The 23,571-nt window shown below is 63.6% G+C and carries 20 protein-coding genes; 13 read left to right on the top strand and 7 right to left on the bottom strand.

All coding sequences use genetic code 11. The features are described from left to right. Positions 1 to 53: 53 nt before the first annotated feature. The 8 genes from Q1M04_RS09070 (at position 54) to Q1M04_RS09105 (ending at position 11,316) form a co-directional block, all read left to right on the top strand. Entirely contained in the window at positions 54 to 1,415 is a 1,362-nt protein-coding gene (locus Q1M04_RS09070) for an acetyl-CoA hydrolase/transferase family protein (RefSeq protein WP_297999364.1), read from the top strand. Between the two features lie 149 nt (positions 1,416 to 1,564). Continuing rightward, complete coding sequence (nifJ, locus tag Q1M04_RS09075; protein ID WP_297999362.1) at positions 1,565 to 5,131, top strand: pyruvate:ferredoxin (flavodoxin) oxidoreductase; 3,567 nt, start codon at positions 1,565 to 1,567, stop codon at positions 5,129 to 5,131. A 168-nt stretch (positions 5,132 to 5,299) separates the two neighbouring features. Further along, complete coding sequence (locus tag Q1M04_RS09080) at positions 5,300 to 5,815, top strand: RNA polymerase sigma factor (RefSeq protein ID WP_297999361.1); 516 nt, start codon at positions 5,300 to 5,302, stop codon at positions 5,813 to 5,815. Continuing rightward, positions 5,812 to 6,477 carry a DUF4367 domain-containing protein gene (locus Q1M04_RS09085; RefSeq protein WP_297999359.1) on the top strand — a complete coding sequence of 222 codons (666 nt, stop codon included), beginning with the start codon at positions 5,812 to 5,814 and terminating at the stop codon, positions 6,475 to 6,477. Before Q1M04_RS09080 ends, Q1M04_RS09085 begins: the two co-directional genes overlap by 4 nt. Before the next feature lie 12 nt (positions 6,478 to 6,489). Beyond that, positions 6,490 to 7,539, top strand: coding sequence for a hypothetical protein (locus Q1M04_RS09090; protein WP_297999357.1), 1,050 nt, complete (start codon positions 6,490 to 6,492; stop codon positions 7,537 to 7,539). Between the two features lie 133 nt (positions 7,540 to 7,672). Next, positions 7,673 to 8,467 (top strand): LytTR family DNA-binding domain-containing protein, encoded by a 795-nt coding sequence (locus Q1M04_RS09095; RefSeq protein ID WP_297999355.1) that lies wholly within the window; start codon positions 7,673 to 7,675, stop codon positions 8,465 to 8,467. Positions 8,468 to 8,591: 124 nt separating this feature from the next. Continuing rightward, positions 8,592 to 8,978 (top strand): BlaI/MecI/CopY family transcriptional regulator, encoded by a 387-nt coding sequence (locus Q1M04_RS09100; RefSeq protein WP_293279812.1) that lies wholly within the window; start codon positions 8,592 to 8,594, stop codon positions 8,976 to 8,978. After that, a complete protein-coding gene (locus tag Q1M04_RS09105) occupies positions 8,971 to 11,316 on the top strand; it encodes a M56 family metallopeptidase (protein WP_297999353.1) in 2,346 nt (781 codons plus the stop codon). Before Q1M04_RS09100 ends, Q1M04_RS09105 begins: the two co-directional genes overlap by 8 nt. A gap of 142 nt (positions 11,317 to 11,458) precedes the next feature. Here Q1M04_RS09105 and Q1M04_RS09110 read toward each other — a convergent pair whose 3' ends face one another. After that, positions 11,459 to 13,429 (bottom strand): beta-galactosidase, encoded by a 1,971-nt coding sequence (locus Q1M04_RS09110; protein WP_300346437.1) that lies wholly within the window; start codon positions 13,427 to 13,429, stop codon positions 11,459 to 11,461. A gap of 189 nt (positions 13,430 to 13,618) precedes the next feature. After that, complete coding sequence (gene thyX / locus Q1M04_RS09115; protein WP_297999349.1) at positions 13,619 to 14,965, bottom strand: FAD-dependent thymidylate synthase; 1,347 nt, start codon at positions 14,963 to 14,965, stop codon at positions 13,619 to 13,621. 174 nt (positions 14,966 to 15,139) lie between these two features. On the opposite strand from thyX, the gene Q1M04_RS09120 reads away from it, so the two are divergent. Continuing rightward, positions 15,140 to 17,353 carry a helicase-related protein gene (locus tag Q1M04_RS09120; RefSeq protein ID WP_297999347.1) on the top strand — a complete coding sequence of 738 codons (2,214 nt, stop codon included), beginning with the start codon at positions 15,140 to 15,142 and terminating at the stop codon, positions 17,351 to 17,353. Between the two features lie 89 nt (positions 17,354 to 17,442). Here Q1M04_RS09120 and Q1M04_RS09125 read toward each other — a convergent pair whose 3' ends face one another. Together Q1M04_RS09125 and Q1M04_RS09130 are read right to left on the bottom strand one after the other, a co-directional pair. Continuing rightward, the gene (locus tag Q1M04_RS09125) at positions 17,443 to 18,351 is read right to left on the bottom strand and encodes a ribokinase (protein ID WP_297999345.1); all 909 of its coding nucleotides are present in this window, start codon (positions 18,349 to 18,351) and stop codon (positions 17,443 to 17,445) included. Next, positions 18,348 to 19,301, bottom strand: a complete 954-nt coding sequence (locus tag Q1M04_RS09130; protein ID WP_297999343.1) for a nucleoside hydrolase — start codon at positions 19,299 to 19,301, stop codon at positions 18,348 to 18,350. Before Q1M04_RS09130 ends, Q1M04_RS09125 begins: the two co-directional genes overlap by 4 nt. 277 nt (positions 19,302 to 19,578) lie before the next feature. On the opposite strand from Q1M04_RS09130, the gene Q1M04_RS09135 reads away from it, so the two are divergent. From Q1M04_RS09135 to Q1M04_RS09150, 4 genes are all read left to right on the top strand, one after another. After that, positions 19,579 to 19,989, top strand: coding sequence for a NifB/NifX family molybdenum-iron cluster-binding protein (locus Q1M04_RS09135; RefSeq protein ID WP_297999342.1), 411 nt, complete (start codon positions 19,579 to 19,581; stop codon positions 19,987 to 19,989). Between the two features lie 39 nt (positions 19,990 to 20,028). Beyond that, entirely contained in the window at positions 20,029 to 20,964 is a 936-nt protein-coding gene (locus tag Q1M04_RS09140; RefSeq protein ID WP_297999340.1) for an AraC family transcriptional regulator, read from the top strand. 153 nt (positions 20,965 to 21,117) lie between these two features. Next, complete coding sequence (locus Q1M04_RS09145; protein WP_297999338.1) at positions 21,118 to 21,357, top strand: hypothetical protein; 240 nt, start codon at positions 21,118 to 21,120, stop codon at positions 21,355 to 21,357. A 403-nt stretch (positions 21,358 to 21,760) separates the two neighbouring features. Beyond that, entirely contained in the window at positions 21,761 to 21,940 is a 180-nt protein-coding gene (locus tag Q1M04_RS09150; RefSeq protein WP_297999336.1) for a hypothetical protein, read from the top strand. Here Q1M04_RS09150 and Q1M04_RS09155 read toward each other — a convergent pair whose 3' ends face one another. From Q1M04_RS09155 to Q1M04_RS09165, 3 genes are all read right to left on the bottom strand, one after another. Next, positions 21,941 to 22,522, bottom strand: a complete 582-nt coding sequence (locus tag Q1M04_RS09155; protein ID WP_297999335.1) for a hypothetical protein — start codon at positions 22,520 to 22,522, stop codon at positions 21,941 to 21,943. A gap of 74 nt (positions 22,523 to 22,596) precedes the next feature. After that, positions 22,597 to 22,926: a hypothetical protein gene (locus tag Q1M04_RS09160; protein WP_297999334.1), complete on the bottom strand. Its 330-nt coding sequence runs from the start codon at positions 22,924 to 22,926 to the stop codon at positions 22,597 to 22,599. A gap of 3 nt (positions 22,927 to 22,929) precedes the next feature. Next, positions 22,930 to 23,136, bottom strand: coding sequence for a hypothetical protein (locus Q1M04_RS09165; protein WP_297999332.1), 207 nt, complete (start codon positions 23,134 to 23,136; stop codon positions 22,930 to 22,932). Between the last annotated feature and the right edge of the window lie 435 nt (positions 23,137 to 23,571).

Genomic DNA, 23,571 nt, shown 5'->3' on the forward strand with positions numbered 1-23,571 from the left:
AACGCAAGCTGCTCTCAGACATGAAAGAGCCTTGAGAAACGGGGGAGATTGCAATGACTTTACCAACGCCGGTCCGAAAGGGGCGCGCTTCCGGCCTTAGCGGCTGGCGGCGGCAATACGAAGCGCTGCGGACGACCGCCGTACAGGCTGCGGAATGGATCCGTCCCGGGGACGCGGTGGCGGTCAGCGGCTCGGCCAACTGGCCCTATGCCGTGGACGGAGCCCTGGCGGAGCGGCTGCGGTCCCTGGAGGGACATATCGAGCTGCTGTCCCTCTATGCCCCGCTGGACACCGCGCTACTGGCCCCGGAGAACGCGGACCTGGTCTCCTATCAGGCCAATTTCTTCTCCGGTGAGCGGTTGCTGGCCAAACAGGGAAATGTCTGGTACGTCCCCGCCCACCTCAGCGCCACCGGGGACTGGATGTGCGCCCGGCAGCCCCGGGCGGCGGTGATTGCCTGCTCCCCTCCGGATGAAAACGGGTGGATGTGCCGCTCCCTCTGGGGGGCCAGCGTCCCCCGGGCGGTGCTGGAACAGGCGGAGACCGTCGTGGTTGTTGTGAACAGCGGACTCCCCTCCTTTTCCAGCGGCGGGGAGGGACACATGCTGTTTCACGTCTCGGAGGCGGACGCCATTGTAGAGGACAGCCGTCCCCCGGCGGAGCACCCGCCCGTCCCGGCGGGAGAGACGGACCGCCGCATCGCGGCGTACATCGCGGAGCTGATCCCCGACGGGGCCTGCGTCCAATTCGGCCTGGGGGGCCTGGCCAACGCTGTGGGCGAGTGCCTGGTGGACGCGGGAAAGCGGGACCTGGGGCTCCAGACGGAGGTTATCGGAAACTGCGTCATGGAGCTGATGAAAAAGGGCGTCCTGAACAACAGCCGCAAGCAGACCTGTCCGGGCCAGTCCGTGGGCGCTTACTTCATCGGGGACAAGCGCCTGTGGGACTTCGCCCGGGACAACCCGGCCTTTTGCCAGAAGGACATCCACTGGACCAACGATCCCCGCCGCATCGCTCAGAACGACCGGGTGGTCTCCATCAACAACGCCATGGAAATCGACCTCACCGGACAGGTCAACGCCGAGAGCGTAGGGCCCCGGCAGTACTCCGGCACCGGGGGCCAGCTGGAATGGGTGCTGGGCTCCCAGTGGTCCAAGGACGGGAAGAGCATCATTGCCCTCCGCTCCAGCTACCGGGACAAGGCGGGAGTCCCCCGCTCCAAGATTGTCCCCCAGCTCCCGCCGGGAAGCACCGTCACCACCCCCCGCACCTGCGTCCAGTACGTGGTCACGGAATACGGCGTGGCGGACCTGAAATACAAAAGCGTTCTGGAACGGGCCCGGGCCCTCATCGCCATCGCCCATCCGGACTTCCGGGCAGAGCTGTCCCGGAATCTTTTGGGAACCCTCCTTTGAGGGTTCCCATTCTTTTTTCCGGAACCCTCTAATCGGAAGGAATTGGCAAACTCTCTCCTTGACAGTCTGATGTCTGCGTGCGATAATAGACATATGAATTTTACAGCCTGGCATCCAGCGGACCGGGCAGATGAGAGAAGGGGGATTTTATGAAACGCAAGACCATGGACGGCAACGAGGCCGCCGCCTACGCAAGCTACGCCTTTACCGAGGTCGCGACCATCTACCCCATCACGCCCTCCAGCCCCATGGCGGAGCATGTGGACACCTGGGCCGCCAACGGGATGAAAAACATCTTCGGCCAGAGCGTGCGCCTCATGGAGATGCAGAGCGAGGCCGGGGCCTGCGGGGCCATGCACGGCTCGCTGGAGGCGGGGGCCCTCACCACCAGCTACACCGCCAGCCAGGGCCTGATGCTGATGGTGCCGCCGCTGTACCGGATTTCCGGCCAGCTCCTCCCCGGCGTCATTCATGTGGCCGCCCGGACCGTGGGCACCAGCGCCTTCTCCATCTTCGGGGACCACTCGGACGTGATGGCCTGCCGCCAGACGGGCTTTGCCCAGCTGGCCAGCTCCTGCGTGCAGGAGTGCATGGATTTAGCCGCCGTGGCCCACCTCTCCGCCATCAAAAGCCGGGTGCCCTTTATGCACTTCTTCGACGGCTTCCGCACCAGCCATGAGATTCAGAAGATCGACGTGCTGGACTACGGGGACCTTGCCAAAATGGTGGACCGGGAGGCCCTGGACCGCTTCCGGGCCAACGCTTTAAACAGCGAGCATCCCCTGATGCGCTCCACCGTCATCAACCCGGACACGGCCTTCCAGCTCCGGGAGGCGGTGAACCCCTACTACGACGCCGTCCCCGGCATTGTGGAGGACTATATGGCCCGGATGTCCGCCCTGACGGGGCGGGACTATAAGCTCTTCAACTACTATGGCGACCCGGAGGCGGAGCAAATCGTCATCGCCATGGGCAGCGTCTCCGGCTGCCTCCAGGAGGTGGTCCGGTATCTCAACGCCCAGGGCCGCAAGGCGGGCTTCCTCCAGGTCCGGCTCTACCGGCCCTTCAGCGCCGCCCATTTCCTGGCGGCCCTGCCGGAGAGCTGCCGGCGGTTAACCGTGCTGGACCGGACCAAGGAGCCCGGCGCAAGCGGCGAGCCCCTCTATAAGGACGTCTGTTCCGTCCTCCAGCAGGGGAACCGCCGGGTCCAGGTGCTGGGCGGGCGGTACGGCCTTTCCAGCAAGGACACCACCCCCGCCCAGATGATCGCCGTCTACGACAACATGGCCGGGGAGCAAAAAGACCATTTCACCGTGGGCATCACTGACGATGTGACCCACCACTCCCTGCCCGTCGGGGAAAACGTGGTCACCGCCGACAGCCGGACCATCAGCTGCAAGTTCTGGGGCCTGGGCTCCGACGGCACGGTGGGGGCCAACAAAAACTCCATTAAAATCATTGGGGACAACACGGACCAGTACGTCCAGGCGTACTTTGAATACGACACCAAGAAATCCGGCGGCGTGACGAAAAGCCACCTCCGCTTCGGCCACACCCCGATTCTCTCCACCTACTACGTCACCATGGCGGACTTCATCGCCTGCCACAATCAAAGCTACATCGCCAAGTACGACATCGTAAACGAGCTCAAGGAGGGCGGAATCTTCCTCCTCAACTGCAACTGGTCCGACGCGGACCTGGAAGCCCATCTCCCCAACAAGGTCAAGCGCCTCCTGGCGGAGCGGAAAGCGAAGTTCTATACCATCGACGCGGGCGCCGCCGCCCAGGCCATCGGCCTGGGGAACCGGACCAACAGCGTATTGCAGGCCGCCTTCTTCAAGCTCTCCGGCGTGCTCCCGGTGGACCAGGCGGTGGACTACATGAAGGCCGCCATCCAGAAAACCTATGGCCGCAAGGGCGACAAGGTGGTCCAGATGAACTGCGCCGCCGTGGACGCGGGGCTGGCGGGCCTCCATGAGATCGCCGTCCCCGCCGCCTGGGCAGCCCTCGCCGGCGAGCCGGAGGAGAAGGACACCACGTCCCCCTGGTACGTCCGCACCGTCATGCGGGCCGTCAACGCCCAGAAGGGCGACCAGCTCCCCGTCAGCGCCTTCCGGGACGCGGCGGACGGAAGCGTCCCCATGTCCACCTCCAAATACGAGAAACGGGGCTTTGCCTCCCATGTGGCAAGCTGGCTTCCCGAAAACTGCATCGGCTGCAACCTGTGCTCCCTCATGTGCCCCCACGCCGCCATCCGGCCCTTCCTGTTAAATGAGGAGGAGGGCCAAAAGGCCCCGGCGGGCTACGTGACCAAGGAGGCCAGGGGCAAGGGCTTCGAGGGCCTGCGCTTCCGCATCCAGGTGGACCCCCTGGACTGCACCGGCTGCGGCACCTGCGCCGCCGCCTGCATCGCCAAGGAAAAGGCCATCGTCATGGAGCCCATCGAAAGCCAGATGCCGGAACAGCCCAACTGGGATTACAGCCTCGCCCTGTCCCCCAAGGAAAACCCCATGAACAAGTTCACCGTCAAGGGCAGTCAGTACGAGCAGCCCCTGCTGGAGTTCTCCGGGGCCTGCGCGGGCTGCGGCGAGACGCCTTACATGAAGCTGCTGACCCAGCTCTTCGGCGAGCGGATGGTGGTGGCCAACGCCACAGGCTGCACCCAGGCCTGGGGCTTCAGCGTCCCCAGCTATCCCTACACCACCAAGCCCAACGGACGGGGCCCGGCCCTCTCCAACTCCCTCTTTGAAAACAACGCCGAGTACTCCCTGGGCATGGTCCTCAGCGTCCGCCAGCAGCGGCTCCGCCTCCAGCGGGAGGTCCGGGAGCTGCTGGAGGAGACGAAGGACGAAAGCCTGAAAGCGGCCCTCTCTGCCTGGCTGGAGGGCTTCGAGGACAAGGAGCGGACCATCCAGCTCAGCGACGCGGTAATGGACGCCCTGAAAAATACCTCCGAGACCGGGGAGAAGATCGAGGCCGTCCGCAAGGCCCAGGACCAGCTGGTGAAAAAGAGCATGTGGATGTACGGCGGCGACGGCTGGGCCTATGACATCGGCTACGGCGGATTGGACCACGTACTGGCCTCCGGGGAGGACGTGAACATCCTGGTGGTGGACACGGAGGTCTACTCCAACACCGGCGGACAATCCTCCAAGGCCACGCCCTTCGGCGCGGTGGCCCAGTTCGCCGCCGCGGGCAAGCGGACGGAGAAAAAGGACCTGGGGATGCTGGCCACCCAGTACCAGAACGTGTATGTTGCGTCCGTCGCCCTGGGGGCGGACCCCGCCCAGTACATCAAGGCCCTCCGGGAGGCGGAGGCCCACGACGGGCCGTCCCTCATCGTGGCCTACGCTCCCTGCATCAACCACGGCATTGTCAAGGGCATGGCCTGGGCCCAGGAGGAGGCCAGGCTGGCCGTCCGCAGCGGCTACTGGGTCCTCTACCGCTATGACCCCAAGCGGAAGCTGGAGGGCAAGAACCCCTTCATGCTGGACTTCCAGGAGCCCCGGTATGATCTCCGGGAGTTCTTCATGGGCGAGGTCCGGTTCAACTCCCTCCAGCGGACCTTCCCCGAGGCGGCGGAGGCCCTGCTGGTGGAGGCCCGGAACCAGTGCCGCAACCGCTGGGCCCGGTATACCCACCTGGCGTCCCAGGACTATTCCCGTCTGCTGGACGTGCTGGAGGACTATCCCATCCACGCCCAGGAAAAGGAATAAACGCCGGCCGTTCCATCGCGCCTCCCCGTGCTTTCGGGCACGGGGAGGCGTTTTTTGACGCCGCCGCAAATCCGGCGTATAATAAAATCCGAAAAAATTTTTCATGAGCGCGTCACATTCCGCTTCGCCGGAGCGTTTAAGAGAACAGAGACGAGAGGAGGCGGCAAGATGCTGGCATACCTGCAAGCCATCGACAACCCGGAGGACCGGACGCGGTTCGAGGCGATGTACAGCGCCTACCGGGGACTGATGTTCCACGCGGCCAACCGTATCCTGCAAAATCCCCAGGACGCGGAGGACGCGGTGCATCTGGCCTTCCTCAGTCTCGCAAACTGCCGCCTTCCCGCCAAGCTGGGGCCCCAGGCCCGGCATCTGGCCGCCGTGACGGCGGAGCGGAAGGCCATCGACCTCTACCGGGCCCGGAGGCGGAGGCCGGAGGTGGAGCTTGAGGAGGAAGCGTTCCCCGGCTGCGCCCCGCCGCCCTCCGACGGGACCCTGGCGGGGGCCATGGCGGCCCTGCCTCCCCGGTACCGGGAGGCGCTGCTGCTGAAGTACTACAACGGCTATTCCGCCGCCGAAATTGGGGAGCTCCTGGGGACCACGGCGGCAAATGTGCGCCAGATTCTCGCCAGGGCCAAGCGCAAGCTGGCGGAGGAGCTGGCGGAAAGGGGGGAAATCGTTTGAACATCACCGACGAGATGCTGTACGCCGCGGCACCGGAGGCGGCGGAGCGCTGGCTGGATACCCTCCCCAAGCGGGAGGACTGCGGGCACAACTTTTCCCTGACCTTTGAGGCGTCCATGAGCGCCCTTCTGCGGAGGAGGAGGAAACGGCGCTGGAAAACCCTGGCCCTGCTGGCGGCGGTCATCGCGGCCCTGGGGGCTCTGCTGGCCTCCGGCGCGGTGGCGGAACGGCCCGACAACTACCGGGTCTACGCCGCCCAGGAGAACGGACTGGTCAGCTACTCCGCCCGGCCCAAGGACACGGGCGTGGACCTGCCCTTCCGCCCCCTGATCCCCGGCTGGGCCCCGGAGGGCTTTGTCCGGGACCCGGACAAAACCAAGGCCACAGGGCACGCCGTCTTTTCCTACCACTCCCAGGAGGACCCGGACAATCTCTACTTCTATATAGACCAGTGGCACGGGGAGGAGCAAAACGGCCTCTTCGCGGGGAACTTCACCCTGGAGGACGTGGAGGTGGACGGGGAGGACGCCATCCTCATCTATAACCCGGACACCTCCCTGTCCCGCCTCCTGTGGACCCAGGGGGCCGACGTGTTCCTGCTCAGCGCCAAGGGTCTGGAGCGGGAAGACCTGTTTCAGATCGCGGAAAATATGAAATGGTAAAGGAGAATTACAATGCACGGCAAACGGGAAATGAGAAAGAACTACACCCCCTTCGTGGCAGGCATGGTCACCATGGTCCTGCTGATCGGGCTGATTTCCGCGTCCTTCGCGGCCAACGGCGATTCCAAAGCCCCGCCCTCCGGCGGAGCGGAGCCCGCCCAGGTCGGCGTGGGCGTGTTCCTGAAACAGCAGATTGCCCCCGGCGAGACCCTGACCACGGAAAAGGGCGGCACGGCACCCAAGGTTCTGGCGTACCCGGATAACAAGGGGGAAGTCCACTACTACATTGAGGCCACCGCCGTGGCGGAGCTCTTCGACGTGACCGACGGCGTGAACTTCCATGAGGAGGCCAACCAGCTGGAGTTCGGGGCCAAGGGCCGGGAACTCCGTGATAAAGAGGGGAAGCCCACCGGAGAACAGGATTGGAGACCGCTTTACGCCTCCGCCCAGCGGCATGACTTTAATCTCTATGGCTCCACCGAAGTGGGCAGCGACGGCAAGGCGGACCCCAACTCCTTGGTAATCACCAGCGAGGGCTTCCCTATAACCGGCAGCAGCGGAGCCTCCGCCGGCGCCCACTTTAATGGCCGGGGCTCTGTCGACCCGGAGCTCCAAATGGAGCAGTGGGCCCGTCAGAAGAGCCTCCTGAAGGAAAAGCCCGAGTACGGCCAGACCTTCGGCATGTACACCGAGGTGGACCCGGCAGAGATGAACCTGGGCAGTATCTCCGGACGGTCCATGGACGGGCAGGAGTTTAAGGACGAGTACGAGATCGAGCACACCTTCGCCTTCACGGGCCTGCTGGGCAAATACGCCGCCGTCACCATAGAGAACACCGGTGAGTCGGAAGCCCGAATTAATATCGAACGCCTCCATACGGTCGGCGCGGGCAAGGAGGGCTTTACCGGCATCTACCTCCCGGCGGGGCAGAAAATCACCCGGGCCTTCCGCATCGACGAAAACAGCCCTCTGGAGAACCAATTGCAGGTTTGGGCCACGCCCCTGGGCCCCGGCGGGGTCAGCGTCAAGCTGACGGCGGAGCAGTACCGCAGCGGCGTGTAACCAGGCGCTGAAATCCCGTACAGAATGTATCAAATTTCCAGCCGAACCTAAAGGTATCACCTTTTCCCTCTTGCCTTTTTCTGACGGTTATTGTATAATATTGTTACAATAATCACAAAGGGGAGGGAGCCCCATGAGCGGACAGCTGGAGGATACCGTGGCCCTGACCCGGGAGATCACCCACGGTTACTACGCCGGGAATTTTGAGCCCTATTTATCCCGCCTCTGCCCGAAAAGCGTGTGGCTGGGCACCGGGGGACGGGTGTTGATCGGCGGCGAGGTCATCCGCGCCCGGCTGGAGGCCGGGGTGGAGAAGCGGAAGAAAATCTATCAGATCACCCAGGAGGAATACACCCCCTTGTCCATCACCCCCCGCTGTCAGGCGGTGATGGGCGAGGTGCGGGCCTGCATTCCGGATCACCCGGAAGAGGACACCGTTACCGCCTCCTATACCTTCCTGTATCAGCTCATCGGCACGGAGACCAAGCTGGTGCTGCTCCACGCCAACTATGAATTCCTCCACCCCTTTTCCCTGAGCGAAAGCGGGCCCAAGCTGGAGATGTCCGCCTATCAGTTCGTCCGGGACGTGCTGATTGAGATTCCGCCTAAAAAGCGGCTGGCCGTCCCCTGCGGCAGTTCGACGCTGTTCATCCAGCCGGACATGATTTTCTACGTCCAGAGCCGGAACCGCAAGGCGGAGTTTCACTGCGCGGACAAAATCATCCAGAGCGACCTCAGCATCAGCGAGGTCAACGCCATGCTGCCGGAGCCCTTCTGCCCCATCCACCGCTGCTACACGGTGAACAGCCGCTACGTCATGTCCGTCCGGCGCTACGAGGCAGCCCTCATCACCGGGGAGGCCCTGCCCATCCCCTTCCACAACTACATGCAGGTGAAAGCGGAACTGGAACGGAAAATTACCGGATAACCCAACCCCGCCGGAAGGCCATGCCTTCCGGCGGGATTCTTTTTCTTCCCGGCCTCTTGACAATTGGCCTACATGGTGTTATCATAATTTTAGCCTACAACTTGTACGCAAAGGAGGATGCTTTATGAGCGCGCCGCAGATTTCCGATTCGGAGCTGGAGCTGATGAAAATCATCTGGTCCGCCGGGGGGGCCGCTTTGTACGCCCAAATCATGGAGGCCCTGGCGGAGGAGGGCCGGAGCTGGCAGAAGAACACGGTCATCACCCTGTTGTCCCGGCTGGTGGACAAGGGCTTTCTCACCGTCCGCAAGCTGGGACGGCGGAACGAGTACGCCGCCGCCGTGTCCGAGGCGGAGTACCAGGCCGCCCAGACCCAGGTGCTGGTAAACAAGCTCTACGCCGGAAGCGCCATGGGGCTGGTGGCCGCCCTGATCCGGCAGGAGGCCATCTCCCCCGGCGACTACGAGGAGCTGAAACGCTTTTGGGAGGAGGAACGGAACGGCCATGGCTGAATACCTAAAGGTCCCGGTCTCCCTGTCCCTCTCCGGGTCCCTGGTCATCCTGGTCCTGCTGCTGTGCGGCCCCCTGCTCCGGGGGAGGGTCAGCCGCCGCTGGCAGTACTATGTCTGGCTCGTCGCCATCTTCCGGCTGCTGCTGCCCCTCTCGCCGCAAGCAAGCCCCATCGGAGCGCTGTTCCGGGAGCCGGAAGCCCCGCCCGCCGTCCAGGCCGCAAGTCCCTACGCGGCGGAAATGGACACGGTTCCCGCCAAGGCTGAAACCGCCCCAAATCCGCTCCATCCGGTTCAGCCCTCCGTTCCCCCGCCGGACCCGGCGTCCGCCGGGATTTCCCCGGCGGAGGCGCTGGCCCTGGCCTGGCTGGGCGGCGCGCTGGTCCTGATGGTGTGGAGGGTAAGCGCCTATCTGCATTTTCTCCGCTGTCTCCGGGCCGGACGGCGGGAGGTCTCCGACCCCGCCCTGCTGGACCTGCTGGCCCGGACCGGGGAGGAGCTGAAGGTCCGGCGGCCCGTGGAGCTGTGGGAAAATCCCCTGGCCGCCTCCCCCATGCTGCTGGGGCTGTTCCGGCCCCGGATCGTCCTGCCCTCGGCGGCGGTGAGCGAGGCGGATTTTCGCTGTACGGCCCTCCACGAGCTGACCCATTACCGGCGGCGGGATCTGCTGTACAAGTGGCTGGTCCAGCTCACCGTGTGCCTCCACTGGTGGAACCCCTTGGTCTGGGTCATGGCCCGGGAGATTGAGCGGGCTTGTGAGCTGGCCTGTGACGAGGCGGTGCTCCGCCGCCTGAAGCCGGAGGAGCGCCTGTCCTATGGGGACGCCCTGCTCCGGGCTCTGGAGTCCGGCGGCGGATACCGTGCCGCCCGGGGCTCCGTGTCCCTGGGCGAGAGCGCGGAATTATTGAAAGAGAGGTTGAGCGCGATCATGAACTTCAAAAAACCTTCCAGATGGACGGCCCTGCTGTCCCTGGTCCTGGCGGCGGCACTGACCACGGGAGCCGCCGCGGCGGGAGCCTACACCGGGCCCGCCAAGCGGGGCGCAAGCCCGGTCAAGGGAACAGCCCTGCCGCCGCTTTCCGCCCAGGCGTCGTCGAGCGAAAATCTCCGCCTCCGGTCCGCCCTCCTGGCAGAGCGGAGCTATGAGGAGGGCGATGTCGCCGCGTTCAGCATTGCGGTTCCCTTCCTCAGCCGGGAGGAACAGACGGCCTTCCTGGAACGGGCCTATGAGGACGGCAGCAGCGCCTTTTTCTCCGTTCTCGTCAACCTTCTGGATTGGGACGAGCTGGATTGGGACGAGGCCACGCTGGACGCCTGGATCGCCCGGGCCGCCAAGGAAAACGTCGCCCTCTGTTCCATCCTGCTGAAAGCATTGGACCGGGACGAGGAATTAGAAGCCCTGGAAAAGGAGCTGGAGGCCAAACAGGTCGAGGAATACAAGGCCGCCGGAATCACCAAAGAGGGCCGGGTCTATTACTACCAGGGGCACATGGTCCGGATTTTCCTGGACTCCCGCCCCGACGCCTCCTTCGTGACCCTGGACATGAATCCCCAGGGCCTGCTGGATCTCAAGGTGGAGCGGGGCGCGGACGGTAAAATCCGGTCCGTCCGGGAAATGACCAAAGCGGAGGTCGAGGAACTATTCGGCGATTGGGACGATCTGGAGGAGGGCGGCATGGATGTCACCATTCCTGTGGAGCAGACCCGGATGCAGGGCGGCAGCTGGATATATTTGGGGGAATACATTCTGTCCCAAGGGGATCGGATTCATTACGACGTGACGGCGGAAACAGGCGGACGCATGAAGATCGGCTTTTGCGGCATGGAGCAAAGCCCTGAGGACGTAACCTATTACAGCGTCTCCAACAAACGGACGAACGGAGAGCTCCGCTGCGCGGCGGACTTTGTGTTCGACGGCGAGGCCGTAAAGCCGGGATCTTACCGCCTGTTCCTCCATGCCCCGGAGGGGGATCTGGGGAACCTCAAGGGCAGTATCTCGCTGACACTGAAGCAGGGAAATCCCCCGGACCTTGCCGCCAATCCCGACGCACGGGCCATGACGGTGGAGGAGCTCCCCGCCGCCGCCCGGAAGGCCATGGATCAATGCGCCGTCAAGACCTGGTACGTCATCCACTCCGAAGGGCGGCAATATCTCTATTGCAACGGCTTCCCCTGGCTGTACGCCTGGCAGCCCACCTGGGAGGATGGGAGCTGGCGGGTGAACATCCATAAGCTCAAAAAGCTGGACTCCGGCTATGTTCTTCTCTCCTTCCCGGACAACGCCCCCCTGCACGTCACCCTGGAGGGGGAGGCGGTCCGGCTGACGGATATCCAGACCTGACCGCCGCCGAAAAACCGTCACAAAAGGCCCGCCTCCCGGCGGGCCTTTTCCTATTGGTGAAGCGAGTTGACGGCCTGCTCTAGCTCCGCCCGTTTGCGGGCGGCAGGCACGGGACGCATTTGGCCCACCACGGGGCTTTTCCTTAAAGCGTCTGGACCACGCAGCCGTAAGGCGGCAGCGTTATGTCCAGGGCCTCCGTCTCAAAGGCGTTGTGGTTCATCAGCATCCGGATTTTCTGCTCCGGCCCTCCTCGGACGGCGATCTCCACACCGCTGGGGGAGGGAACGCCCTCGATACGGCAGTCCGACAAAATGGTTTCCGTCAGTCTGGAAGTGACGCCCTCGTCCAGGGAACAGCCGAAATAGTATACCGCGCCGGGCCCGTGCCGTTTCCGGGTGACGGCGGCGAAGTCTGTGTAGAAGGGGTCGCCGTAACGGTAGAGGACCTCGGCGTCCCGGACCTCCAGCATGTCCCGGAAGACGCCGCCGCGGCCCTCCGTTCCGGCAAACGCGCCCTCGCCCACGACCGGGAAGGCGTTCAAGGTCTGGAGGCTCTCCGTCTCCGCCACCGTCACCCCGGCAAGCCCGGCCCAGCCCACCGGCAGGACCTCCCCAAAGAAGAGGTTGTTGTCCGGGTCTTTCACCCCGGTCCGGTACGTGAGGACCAGCGTGCCGCCCTCCCGGACAAACCGCTCCGCCCTGGCCAGGAACTCCGGCTTGACGACGGTGAGCTGGGGGAGGAGGACCGCCTTGTAGCCCGTGAGGTCCGCCTCCGCCGGAATAACGTCCACGGAGACGTTCCGGTCGTAGAAGGCCTTGTAGAGCTTTTTCATCTCGCCCGGGCAGTCCAGCAGGAGGCTTTGGCGCTGGATGCGGAAGGAGGCCAGGGAGTCGTAGTCATAGACGATGGCCGCCTCGCCGCGCATGGGGGACTCCAGGGCCTGGGCGTAACGGGAAACCTCCCGGAAAAAGCTCTGGACCTCATAGAATTTCCGGCCCTTCCGGTTGTCCGCGTCAAGGATGCCGCAGCAAAACTGCTCCGCCCCCTTGGCCGCGCCCCGGTAGCGGAAATACAGCAGGGACTCACAGCCGTGGGCCATACTCTGCCAGGACCACAGCTTCGCCTGGCCGGGCCGGGGGAGGTAGCCGGTGACGTCGTGGCCCTGGGCCCCCATGATGGCCTCGGTAATCCAGAAGTTCTGCCGCTTCAGTCCCCGGATATAGTCCAGGCCGAACGCAATTTCGTGGGGAGGGAGGGGTTCCTTTTCCCCGCCCCAGACAGGGTAGTTGTTATAGGCCGCCGCGTCCAGGCTTTTGGCGGCCTGGGCGTAGTCAAAGCGCCGGTCCAGACCCCCGCCGGGGAAGTCGTGAATGACCACGGCCCCGGGGGAAAGCTCCCGAATCAGGCGGGCCTGAAAGTCCAGGAAATTGCAAAGGATTTCGCTCCGGAACCGCTCCCAGTCCAGCCGCAGGGCGGGATTATGGGTGGTGATGGTAGGAGCGGGAAGGGGAATCTCGTCAAAATCATTGTATTCCTGGGACCAGAAGGCAGTCCCGTAGGCGTCATTGAGGCGGTGAATGTCCCCATCGAACTTTTTGCGGAGATACCGGCGGAACGCCTCCCGGCACCGGGGGCACCAGCAGAGGTCGCTTCCCTCGTGGCCCAGCTCGTTGTCGGCCTGCCAGACGGCGATCTGCGGCTCGTTCCGGTAATGGCCCGCCATGGCCCGGATGATTTTCTCCGAATACGCATACAGCTCCGGGCTGTTGTAGCAGCAAACGTGGCGTCCGCCAAAGGCCCGGGGCTGTCCGTTCTCAAACCGGGAGAGGATATCCGGGTATTTGCTCGCAAGCCATGCGGGAATCGTGGCGGTAGGCGTGCCCAGGATGACCTTCAGGTTCTTTTCCTTGGCCTTGGCGATGACGCGGTCAAAAAAGGAGAAGTCATACTGCCCCTCGGCAGGCTCCATCAGATGCCAGGAGAACTCGGCAATCCGGATTGTATCGCCCCCCATCTCCCGAATGACGTCCATATCGGCGTCCATCAGGGCGGGGTCCCATTGCTCGGGGTAGTAGTCAACGCCCAGCAGCATCGTGCGCCGCTCCTTTCTCATGGGGCGCGAACCGCCCCCTTTATTTTGGAACCCACTATAGCAGATAACCCCGGCCCTTGCAAGGGTTCACCCGGCTCATTTTTCCCAAAGCCGCGGCAGTCCGCCCCGGAAGCACGGCAGGGTCCCCGGCCGCGCCGGCGGCGGGAGAGGTTGGAAAGGCGGGGACCGTCACGGTCCCCGCCGGTTTTCTCAGGCTTCCAGATCCTTGAACCGCCGGACGGCATCGCCCATCTGGCCGCAGGTCAGCCGCCCCTCGGGGCAGCGGCCCTCGGAGAAGCAGGCGGGGCCGAAGCGGCCGAAGAGCTCGGGGAAGCTCCGCCGGAGCTGGCGCAGCAAATCCACCGCGATATCCCGAATTTCCCACTGGGCCCGGCTGCACGAGCGCAGCCGGATGAACCATTGAAGCTCCCGGGCGTTCATGGTGGTCATGACGTCCATCAGGTTCCCGCTGAGGGCAAAGTAGTAGTGGAGCTTTTCCAGGGCGGGGCGCTCCCGGATCTGGAGAAGCCGGTCATGGGCGTCCCGGACAGCCGTTTGATACCGCTCCAGCGCGGCCGGATCGGCGGCGACGGAGTCCGGGAGGATGACCCTGCTGTGGTCCACGCTTTGAATGGGGGGAACGACGATGGACTGCATCCGGTGGCGGACCAGGTGGGTGACGCCGGAGAGGGTGATGCCGGAGACGGTAAAGGTATACGCCAGCTGTTCCAGCTCCCGGGGCCGCCGGGAGGAGGACAGGGCGGCCAGGTCCAAAGGCTTCCCGGGGTGCTGAACGCGGTGGGCGGCCTCCAGAAGCTTCATGGGCTCCGCCGGGGCGCGAAGCAGGGAGACAGTCCCCGCCGTCCCCCGGGCGAGGAAGACGGGCTCGCGGGAGGAACAGCGAAGGGGGAAGGCCTCCCCGGCGGGGGCATCTTCGAAGGACTCACAAAGCTCGGGAAGCAGGCAGGGAAACTGCTCTTCCAACTGTCCGGTGAGCTCGTCCGCCAGGGCCAGCAGCTCCGGGACGTCCCGGCCCCGACTGCGGATTTCACAGAGGAGCCGGCCCAGCTCCCGGGCGTTGAGGGTGCAGTAGAAGTTGCTGTGGAAGGCGTAGGGCAGGAGGAAGCGGGCGTCCTCCCGGGGGACTCCGGCCTCCAGAAGGTCCCCATAGGCCGCGAAGAGCCCGTCCATATAGCGGCGGTACAGGGCCAGGTCCTCCCCCTTCAGCTCTGGGGGAATGTAGTAGCCCAGGCGGCTGAAGTCCACGTAGCGCCGGGACTTGACGGTGAAGGAGGCCAGGCGGAACTCAATGAAAAACTGCTCCACAAAGACGGACACGTCCCGCAGGGCGATGGTGAAGACGGCGTGCTCAATGAGGGACTTGTGGCCGGAGGCCAGGACCTTCCCAATGAGGGCCCGGTTCTTGGAATTCCCCCGGGCGTCTTCAAAGATCGCCTGGGCGTCCCCGGCGGTGGTGGAGATGCGGGCGGCGCCGGCGCAGACCTCCTCGCCATAAGCGTTGCGGCTGATGATTTTGGCGTGCGGTTCCCTTTCCATGTCGATACCCCTTTTTGCGTTATTGATTACCGATTATACCATAAATCCGACGGAAAATCCACCCATTTCTCCCGCCCCGGCGGGGCCGGAAAATCCGCCGTTGAAGATTTGCCGGATTTGGGCTATACTATCCATAAGAATCGACGCGTTTCGAGAAGGAAAGGGGGAAGCGCCGTGCCCAGACGCCGCCCAGCCAAAAACTGGTCCGCCGCCACATTAAAGAGCCGGGGCTGGACCAACGCCTTGATTCGGGAGCTTCTTCCCCCGCCGGAATATGAGGTGACGGAGAGCGGCCGCCGCCGGATATGGAACAAAAAGCTGGTGAAGGCGGCGGAGGAGCACCCTCACTTTCAGGCCCGGAGAATCGAGCCCCGGAAGCCCCCCGCCCAGGGAGCGGGGAACGCCTGTAAGCTGCTGTCCCAGGCCTGGGAGGATGGGGGCTTGGAGGAGACGGCCTCCGACGCCGCCATATTGGCGAAATTGATTCACCGGGGATTGCTGGCCCTGCTGCCGGGGGTGGCCAAGGGGCGCAGCCTGGCCTCCTCCCGGGCCCAGGGCTGGATGAAGGAGTTTCTGGCCCTGGAGGAACGGGGAGACAGCAAGAACCTCCCCATGGTGCTGAAAAACTTTCTCAAGGCCGGGGGCTGGATGGGAGAGCGGGAGGGCGCGCCCCTGGTCCGCAAGGTCCAAAGCCGGTATCCGCAAGTGCTGCTGGCCTCCGCCGGGCGGGCGCTGGAGGATCTGGCCACCGCACAGCCGGAGGCGGACCTTTCGCCGATGCTGCGCGCGCCGGGCTTCCCGGCGGACCTTCTGGTGAAGGAGGGGCTGACGGCGGTCTGGTCCGTGTGGTACGTGCCCCAGGCCATCCGCACCAGCCTGTCCCTCCTCATCGCCCTGAACCCCAAGGACGAATACCCGGAGGCCCGGGCGATGCGCCGCCACTTTACGCTCCACCTGGGGGGCACCAACACCGGCAAGACCTACGCCGGGTTCCAGCGCCTCAAGCAGGCCCGCAGCGGCGTATACCTGGCCCCCCTGCGCCTGCTGGCCCTGGAGGCGCAGGAAACCCTTTTGGACGCGGGGGTGGATTGCAGCCTCACCACCGGAGAGGAAGAGGACGCCCGCACCTGGGACACCCACACCGCCGCCACCGCCGAGAAGCTGGACATGCGGCGGTACTACGACGTGGCCGTCATCGACGAATGCCAGATGATTTCCGACGGACAGCGGGGCTACGCCTGGACCCGGGCCATTCTGGGGGTGCTGTCCCCGGAGGTTCACCTCTGTGCCGCCCCGGAGGCGGAGGATCTGCTGATCCGCCTGATTGAAAGCTGCGGCGACACCTATGAGGTGGAGCGCCACAAGCGGACCACGCCGCTGATCTGCATGACCCGCACCGTGGACTACCACCGGGTGCAGCCGGGGGACGCCCTCATCACCTTCTCCAAGGTGGGGGTCCTCAGCGTGGCAGAGGACCTCCGCCAAAGCGGAAAGGAGCCCGCCATCATCTACGGAGCCCTGCCCTACTCCACCCGGCGGCGGCAGATGGAGGGCTTTTTAAAGGGGGAGATGGAGTATATCGTCTCCACCGACGCCATCGGCATGGGGCTGAACCTGCCCATCCGGCGAATCATCTTCCTGGAGACGGAGAAGTTCGACGGCGTGGAACGCCGGGAGCTGAAGCCGGAGGAGATCCGCCAGATTGCCGGACGGGCGGGGCGCTTCGGCATGTACAACAAGGGCTATGTGGGGGCTGTCCAGGGCCTGCCCATTATCCGGGCGGGGCTGGAGGCAGTCGTCCCGCCCCTGGATTACGCCGTGGCGGGCTTTTCCGATCTGGTGCTTCAGGCGGAGTTCGATCTTCTGGAGGTGCTGACGGAGTGGAACCGGATGCCCACGGTGGAGCCCTACCGGAAGCTGGACATCACCCGGTATATCGCCATCATCTCCAAAATGCGGGAGATGGGCTTCACCCTCACCCGGGAGCAGGAGCTGAAAGCGGCCAACATCCCCTTTGACGAGTCGGAGGAGGCCCTGCGGGATCTGTTCTTCTCCTTCCTGCGCCGCTGGCAGCAGGGGGAGGACGTCGACCAGCCCGGCCTTCCGGAGGGGGACCCCACCCTGCCGGAGCTGGAGCAGTATTACCGGAAGCTGGATCTCTACTATTCCTTTGCCAAGGCCTTTGGCTGCCCGGTAGATGAGGATCGTCTCTATGACAGCCGGGAGCAGGTGGCGGACGCGATCAACGAAATCCTGCTGCACCGGCTGCGGAACAACATCCGCTTCTGCCAGGTTTGCGGAAAGGCCCTGCCCCTGTATCACCGGGGGCGGCTTTGCGACGAGTGCTATCAGCGGGAACGGAAGAACCGGGCCCGGAGGCCCGGCTGACGGGTGCAGTAGTGAGAGGCGGAGCTGCCGCGGCAGCTCCGCCCCGTTTTGTATTATTTCCGAGCTTAAAACTCGGAAGTAATATCATATCAGCCGCCCATCTCCGCCAGGACCTCCTCCCGGGAGGGAATGGAGGGCGCGGCCCCAGGCCGGGTGACGGCGATGGCCGCGGCGGCGGAGGCGTATTCCATGGCCCATTCCACGCCCCGCCCGCTGAGGGCCCCGGCCAGGAAAAAGCCGGTATAGGCGTCCCCCGCCGCCGTGGTGTCCACGGGCCGGACGGGAACCGCCGCCTGTCTTATAAGGCGTCCCCCGGCGGCGCAGAGGGAACCCTGAGGCCCCAGGGTCAGCACGATAGCCGCGGAGGAGGGAAGCGCCTCCGCCAGCGCCTCCGCCAGGGCCTCCCCTGCTTCGGGAACCGGCTTTCCCAGGCCCCGCAGGAGCTGCGACGCCTCGATTTCGTTGAGGATCAGATATCCGGCGGAAGGCAGCAGGGACAGCAGGCCCTCCTCCATGGGGGAGGGGTTCAGGGCCACGGTCATGTCCCGTTTTTTGGCCTGTTCCGCCAGATAGGGCAGCTCACTGATTTCATTTTGCAGGACCAGGGCGTCCCCGGGGCCGAAGTCCGAGAGGACCCGGTCGATATGTTCCCGGGTGATCCGGCGGTTGGCCCCGCCGTAGAGCAGGATGCAGTTTTCCCCCGCCGGGGTCCGCTGGATAACGGCGTGTCCGGTGGAGACATCCTCCAGGACCTCCACATATCCGGTATCGGCTCCCGCCGCCCGGAGCTCCTCCAGGAGAAACAGGCCGTCCCGGCCCACCGCCCCGGCGTGCCGGACCTCCAGTCCCGCCCGGGCCAGGGCCACGGACTGGTTCAAGCCCTTTCCGCCGCTGAACCGTCTGAGGGACAGGGCGGGCAGGGTTTCCCCGCCCCCCACGAAACGGGGAACTTCATAGACATAGTCGATGTTCAGCGATCCGAAGCTGAGAACTCTCATGCCCCCGCCTCCGTTTCACCGCAGCGGCGGAGTCCTCCCTCGATGATGTCCCAGAAGCGCTCCACGTCGATGTCCACAGCCACGTCCGCCGTGGCGGGGAGGCCTAAGTACCCGAAGGCGTCGCAGTTTGTCCGCCCATAGGAATCCCCGCGGCCTAGGTCGATGCGGACGTTCATGGGCTTGACGGCAACCAGCGCCGGGTCCAGCAGGGCGGCGATGGTGACGGGGTCGTGGAGGGGGCCGCCCTCCCAGCCGAAGACCTCCTTCTGCGCCTTGCAGAAATGCTTCATTAAATCCACAAACAGCCGGGAGGCACAGGTGTTCACCTTCGCCATCCGCTCCACAATGGCGGGGTAGCAGAGGACCTTCCTCGTCACATCCAGGCCGATCATGGTGATGGGACGGCCGGAGGTGAAGCAGACGTGGGCGGCCTCCGGGTCCGCCAGGATGTTGAACTCCGCCGCCGGGGTGACGTTTCCGTTGGTATAGGAGCCGCCCATCAAAACGATCCTCCGAATTTTCTCCGCCGCGCCCGGCTCCATCCGCAGGGCCATGGCCAAATTCGTCATGGGCCCGGTGGTGACCACGGTGACGTCTCCTTCCGAGGCCAGCAGCGTTCGGGCCAGGAAGCTCACCGCGTGTTCCTTCTCCGCCGCTTTGCGCAAAGGCGGGAAGACCGGGCCGTCCAAACCCGTCTCGCCGTGGATGTCCCCCGCCGTTATCCGGTCCCGGACCATGGGACGTCCGCAGCCCGCGTAGACCGGAATATCCTCCCGGCCCAGCCACTGCAATACCCGGCAGGCATTCCGGGCGGTGTTGTCCAGAGTCTGGTTCCCCGCCACAACCGTGACGCCCAGGAGCTCCAGCTCCGGGCTGTTCGCCGCCAGCATGAGGGCGACGGCGTCGTCATGTCCGGGGTCGCAGTCGCAGATGATCTTTTGTCGTATCATAGGTGCCTCTCCCTTCCCAAACGGTTTCGTTTCCGCATCGGCACATTTATGGTAACATATTCCTTTTTTCTTTGCAACGGCAAAATGGGGGCCCTTCCCTTAAGTTGGCAAACCTCCAGGGCGCCGGTACTGCCGCCGGTAAACGCGGCGTCCTCCGCGAATTTATGGGCGGTTATCTTGTTTCATAGTGACTTGCAAAACCGCCGGTTCCGGGCTACAATAGAAAAAGCAGGAAGGCGGCGGCCTGTCCGCGAAAATTGGAAAAGGAGCGTTGCGCATGAAAATCGCGGTACCCTATGAGAACGGCCAGGTGTTCCAGCACTTCGGCCACAGCGGCCAATTTAAGATTTACGATGTGGAGGACGGGCGGATTGCCGCGGAGCGGATTGCCGATCCCGCCGGAAGCGGCCACGGGGCCCTGGCAGGTTTTCTCTCCGGGCTGGAGGTGGACACGCTGATCTGCGGCGGCATCGGCGCGGGAGCCCAGGAGGCCTTGGCCCAGGCGGGAATCCGGCTCTATGGCGGCGTCACCGGCGGGGCGGACGAGGCGGTGCGGGCCCTTCTGGCGGGGACGCTGAACTACAGCGCCGAGGTCCGGTGCAGCCGCCACGACCACCACGGGGAACGCGGACACTGCGGAGAGGACCACCACGGCTGCGCCGGAAACAGCGGACGCTGCGGCGGCTGAAGGCCGCGTATCCACGCCAACGGATAAGGGGGAGGCGCGATGGAAGAAAGCTATGTGCTGCACCTGCAAAAGCAGTATCAGAAGTTCTCCGATTTCTATCTCTGCTACTGCGGCCATGCCCGCTGCGAGCCTCTGCACAGCTATGGCCCGGCGGTCCGGCCCAACTATCTCCTGCACTATATTCTGGACGGAAGCGGCATCTACCGGGTGGAGGACCAGGAATTCTCCCTGCACAAGGGAGAGGGCTTTTTGATCGAGCCCAACAAGCAGACCTTCTACCAGGCCGGCGAGGAGGACCCCTGGACCTACCTCTGGATCGGCTTCGACGGGGCCAAGTGCGAGAGCTGCCTGCGGAGCCTGGGCCTGGGAAACGGCCAGCTGACCTTCCGCTGCGAGGACGGCGGGGAGCTTTTGAAGCTGGTGGAGGCCATGCTGACCTACAACAAGTCCGACACGGAGGCGGACTTTATGCTCCAGTCCCTGCTGTGCCGGTTTTTCGCCTGCCTTGCCAAGGGGATTTCCCGGGAGTCGGAGCGCCGCCTCACCAAGCGGGAGCGGGAAAACCTGTATATCCACCAGGCCATGGAGTTCATTCGGAACAACTACGCCAACGGCATCACGGTTTCCGACATCGCGGGCTACGTGGCATTGAACCGGAGCTATCTCTTCACGTTGTTCCGGCGGATACTGGGCGTCTCCCCCCAGGAGTGCTTGACCCAGTTCCGCCTGACCCGGGCCAAGGAACAGCTGACGCTGACGGACGCGTCCGTCGCCAACATCGCCATGAGCTGCGGCTATCAGGACCCCCAGGTTTTTTCCAAGGCCTTCAAGCAGCAGTTCGGCATCACGCCGGTCAAGTACCGGAAGTGGGACCGGGAGCGGGCAAGTTGTATATTGAAAATGGACAGTTGGACAAGCCATGTCCGGCTGTTTTTTTCAGCCCTGCCCGAATGCGGTTCCAGAGTTCGGGGGTAACCGGGGAAACATCGGGACATTCGGATCGGTTCATTGCCGTGACTCCTTAATTCGTCGGCTTGCCCAAAGAGGCGGGGGCAAGTAACATACCGCCTCACCAAATAAGGGGGGCCGACCCTCAGCCCCCGTAAGAGAAGAAAGGCAGGAGGCAACATGAAAATCATTGGCATCAGACCCTCTTCCTTCTCCGCAAGAGAGGATGAAAGCAAGCAGGTCAGCGGTAAAAACATCTACCTGACGTATCCCCTGGAAAAGGGGGAAGGCCACGGCTCCGAACGTATCTTCGTCACGGACGCTAAACTCAATCAGTGGCCGTACCAGCCGAAAGTGGGCGACGAGGTGAACGTCTCGTATAACCGCTACGGCAGGTGCGACGGCATGGCAAAAGCCTGATGGGCCCCGGCAAGCTGGACCCCTGCGACCTGTGCCCGCTCTTTCCTCCTGGGCACGACGTTCCCCCGGTCCCTCCGGTGTGCCAGTCCTGTTACTGGTTCCACTTCTGGGACCTGGTTTTTCCGCCCCAGGCGGCGGACCAACCCAAACCCTAGCCTGTAACCTTCCTCGCCGGTGAATGTCGGGAGATATGCACGGTCGAGGCCCTCGAAAAAAGCGGGGCGGAAGCCCCGCGGAGGGTACTTGACTCCATAACGTTTTCCGGGAAGTGACTGCGCTATGGGCATTTCGCCTCTTTACTCCATTCACCAGTACAGCGAGGAAATTTACAAGGTCGTGGCCTTCAAAGGCGTTCGGGACCCGGAGAATCCCCGTGTCCGGGATAAGGAGCAGGAGCAGCACTATGACGTCAAGCTGGCCTGTATCGTCGTATTCCGTGGTGACGGTCTGCTTGACCTGCCAGTCGTGGCCCAGGGCGGGAATGGGGTCCTTTTTCGTCTGCTGGCATTTGGAGCAGGTGGAGAGCTTGGAACCGGGGACGGTGCAGGTGGCAGGGGTGGTATTGGTTTCGGTCCAGGCGTGATCACAGGGGGGAGTGACGGAGCCGGAGCCGTCTACCAGATAGTAGATGTTCCGCTTTTTTGAGTGGCCGGGAATGGAAATACAGGTGCTTCCCCACGTCCTTGCCCCGGAGGGACAATTCCTTGCTGACATACTTGGTTATGTAGAAGGATGTTGCTACGGGATGCTTGACAGGGCCCAGGGAGCAGAGGCCGAATTTTTGCTGATAGTCCGGCCAGTTCATGTAATTGCTGTTGACCAGCTTCCAGGGCTCCGGGCGGCGGAACCGCCGGAGGACCCCGTCCGGAAGCCCGGAGAGGAGGCCGTGGACGTGCCACGCGCCGTCCTCATGGTGCTCCGGGATAAGGAGATACTGCACCTGCGTGCCGTAGGCTTTGCGTTTGTCCCTGATGAACTGGGAGAGCTTTTGCTGATACTCGTCCAGATCGTAACGGTTGAATTTGGTTCTATCCAGAGTACCAGTAAAGAAGAAGTCCCAGGGATTGCACAGGGCGTATTGCAGAACCAGAGACTTTGCCCGGCAGAACGCCTCGTTCAGCTTATCCAGCAGGGCTATTCTCCCTTCGTATAAGCTCCCGCCCACGGCTCCAGGCCGTGGGCGGTCCCATTGTAACACACCGGCGCAAGCTGCGCCCGGAGGCCCGGCGTTAAATCGTGTTACAGGTATATTAAATCCTCCTCCGCTGCTTTAACAACCGCCTCCGCCCGCCCCATGATATCGTTCAGGCTCCGCTGAAGGTGTTTGATATCCCGTTCCATTTGCTGGAGCTTTTGAACAGTGTCTTCTAGATCATACAGCCGTTTCTGCTTCAAGCTGATTTGCTCCTGGAGCCGCTTCAGTTCTTCCTCCTTCTGCGGAAGCTCCCAGACGCACCGGGTGACAAGATTTTCAAATTTCTCCGTAAAGGTATTCCCGGCCTGCCGGTCAATGAGCTCCGCCAGCTCGTCAGAAAAGCGGATGCTCCGAATGTTCGGTTTACTCGCCATGCTTTACACCCCCTGCCTTCTCAAAAACCGCTCCACGACGTCCAGATAGTTCTTGATGCCTATGTCCCCGTCCATTGTCATGGCGAAGCTGAACAGCTCTTCCGGCGTAATCTCCCGGCCCATTGCCCTCCACCGTTCTGTAAGCCTGTTAAGACGGTTGACCATTCTCTCATCCAATTCATAAGTGACCGTGAATTCTTCCCGCTCCATGTTGTGCTCCTTCCTCCGGGACGTACCCCCCCGGCCTATGGCCGGGGCCCCTTATTCCTTTCGTCTCCGCCGTGCGGTCTGTAACACATTCCCCCGGCCGCGGCAGCTCCGCCAGGACGATTCTTGTGTTACGTTCACATGCATACCCCTAGGGGGTATGTCTAAATTCTTCTTGACATTTACCGGGACCGGGAGCGGGCCCTGCGGAGCCTGGAGCATCTGGCGGAAGCGCCGGAGGAGCCCGCCGCCCCGAAAATTTGAGACAAAGCCGATCCGGGCCGCCCTATGGGGCGGCCCGGATCGGCTTTCAGCTTGTCGAAAAAGTCTGCCAGTAGGCAGACTTTTTCATGTAAAGATGATAAAATAGGGAGTAAGGGGTGAGGAATATGTTGGAGCGAGGGAAAAATGAGCGAGGGGTCATAGAAATGGTGGACA

The sequence above is a fragment of the uncultured Oscillibacter sp. genome (assembly GCF_950073225.1).
Classification (GTDB): Bacteria; Bacillota; Clostridia; order Oscillospirales; family Oscillospiraceae; genus Oscillibacter.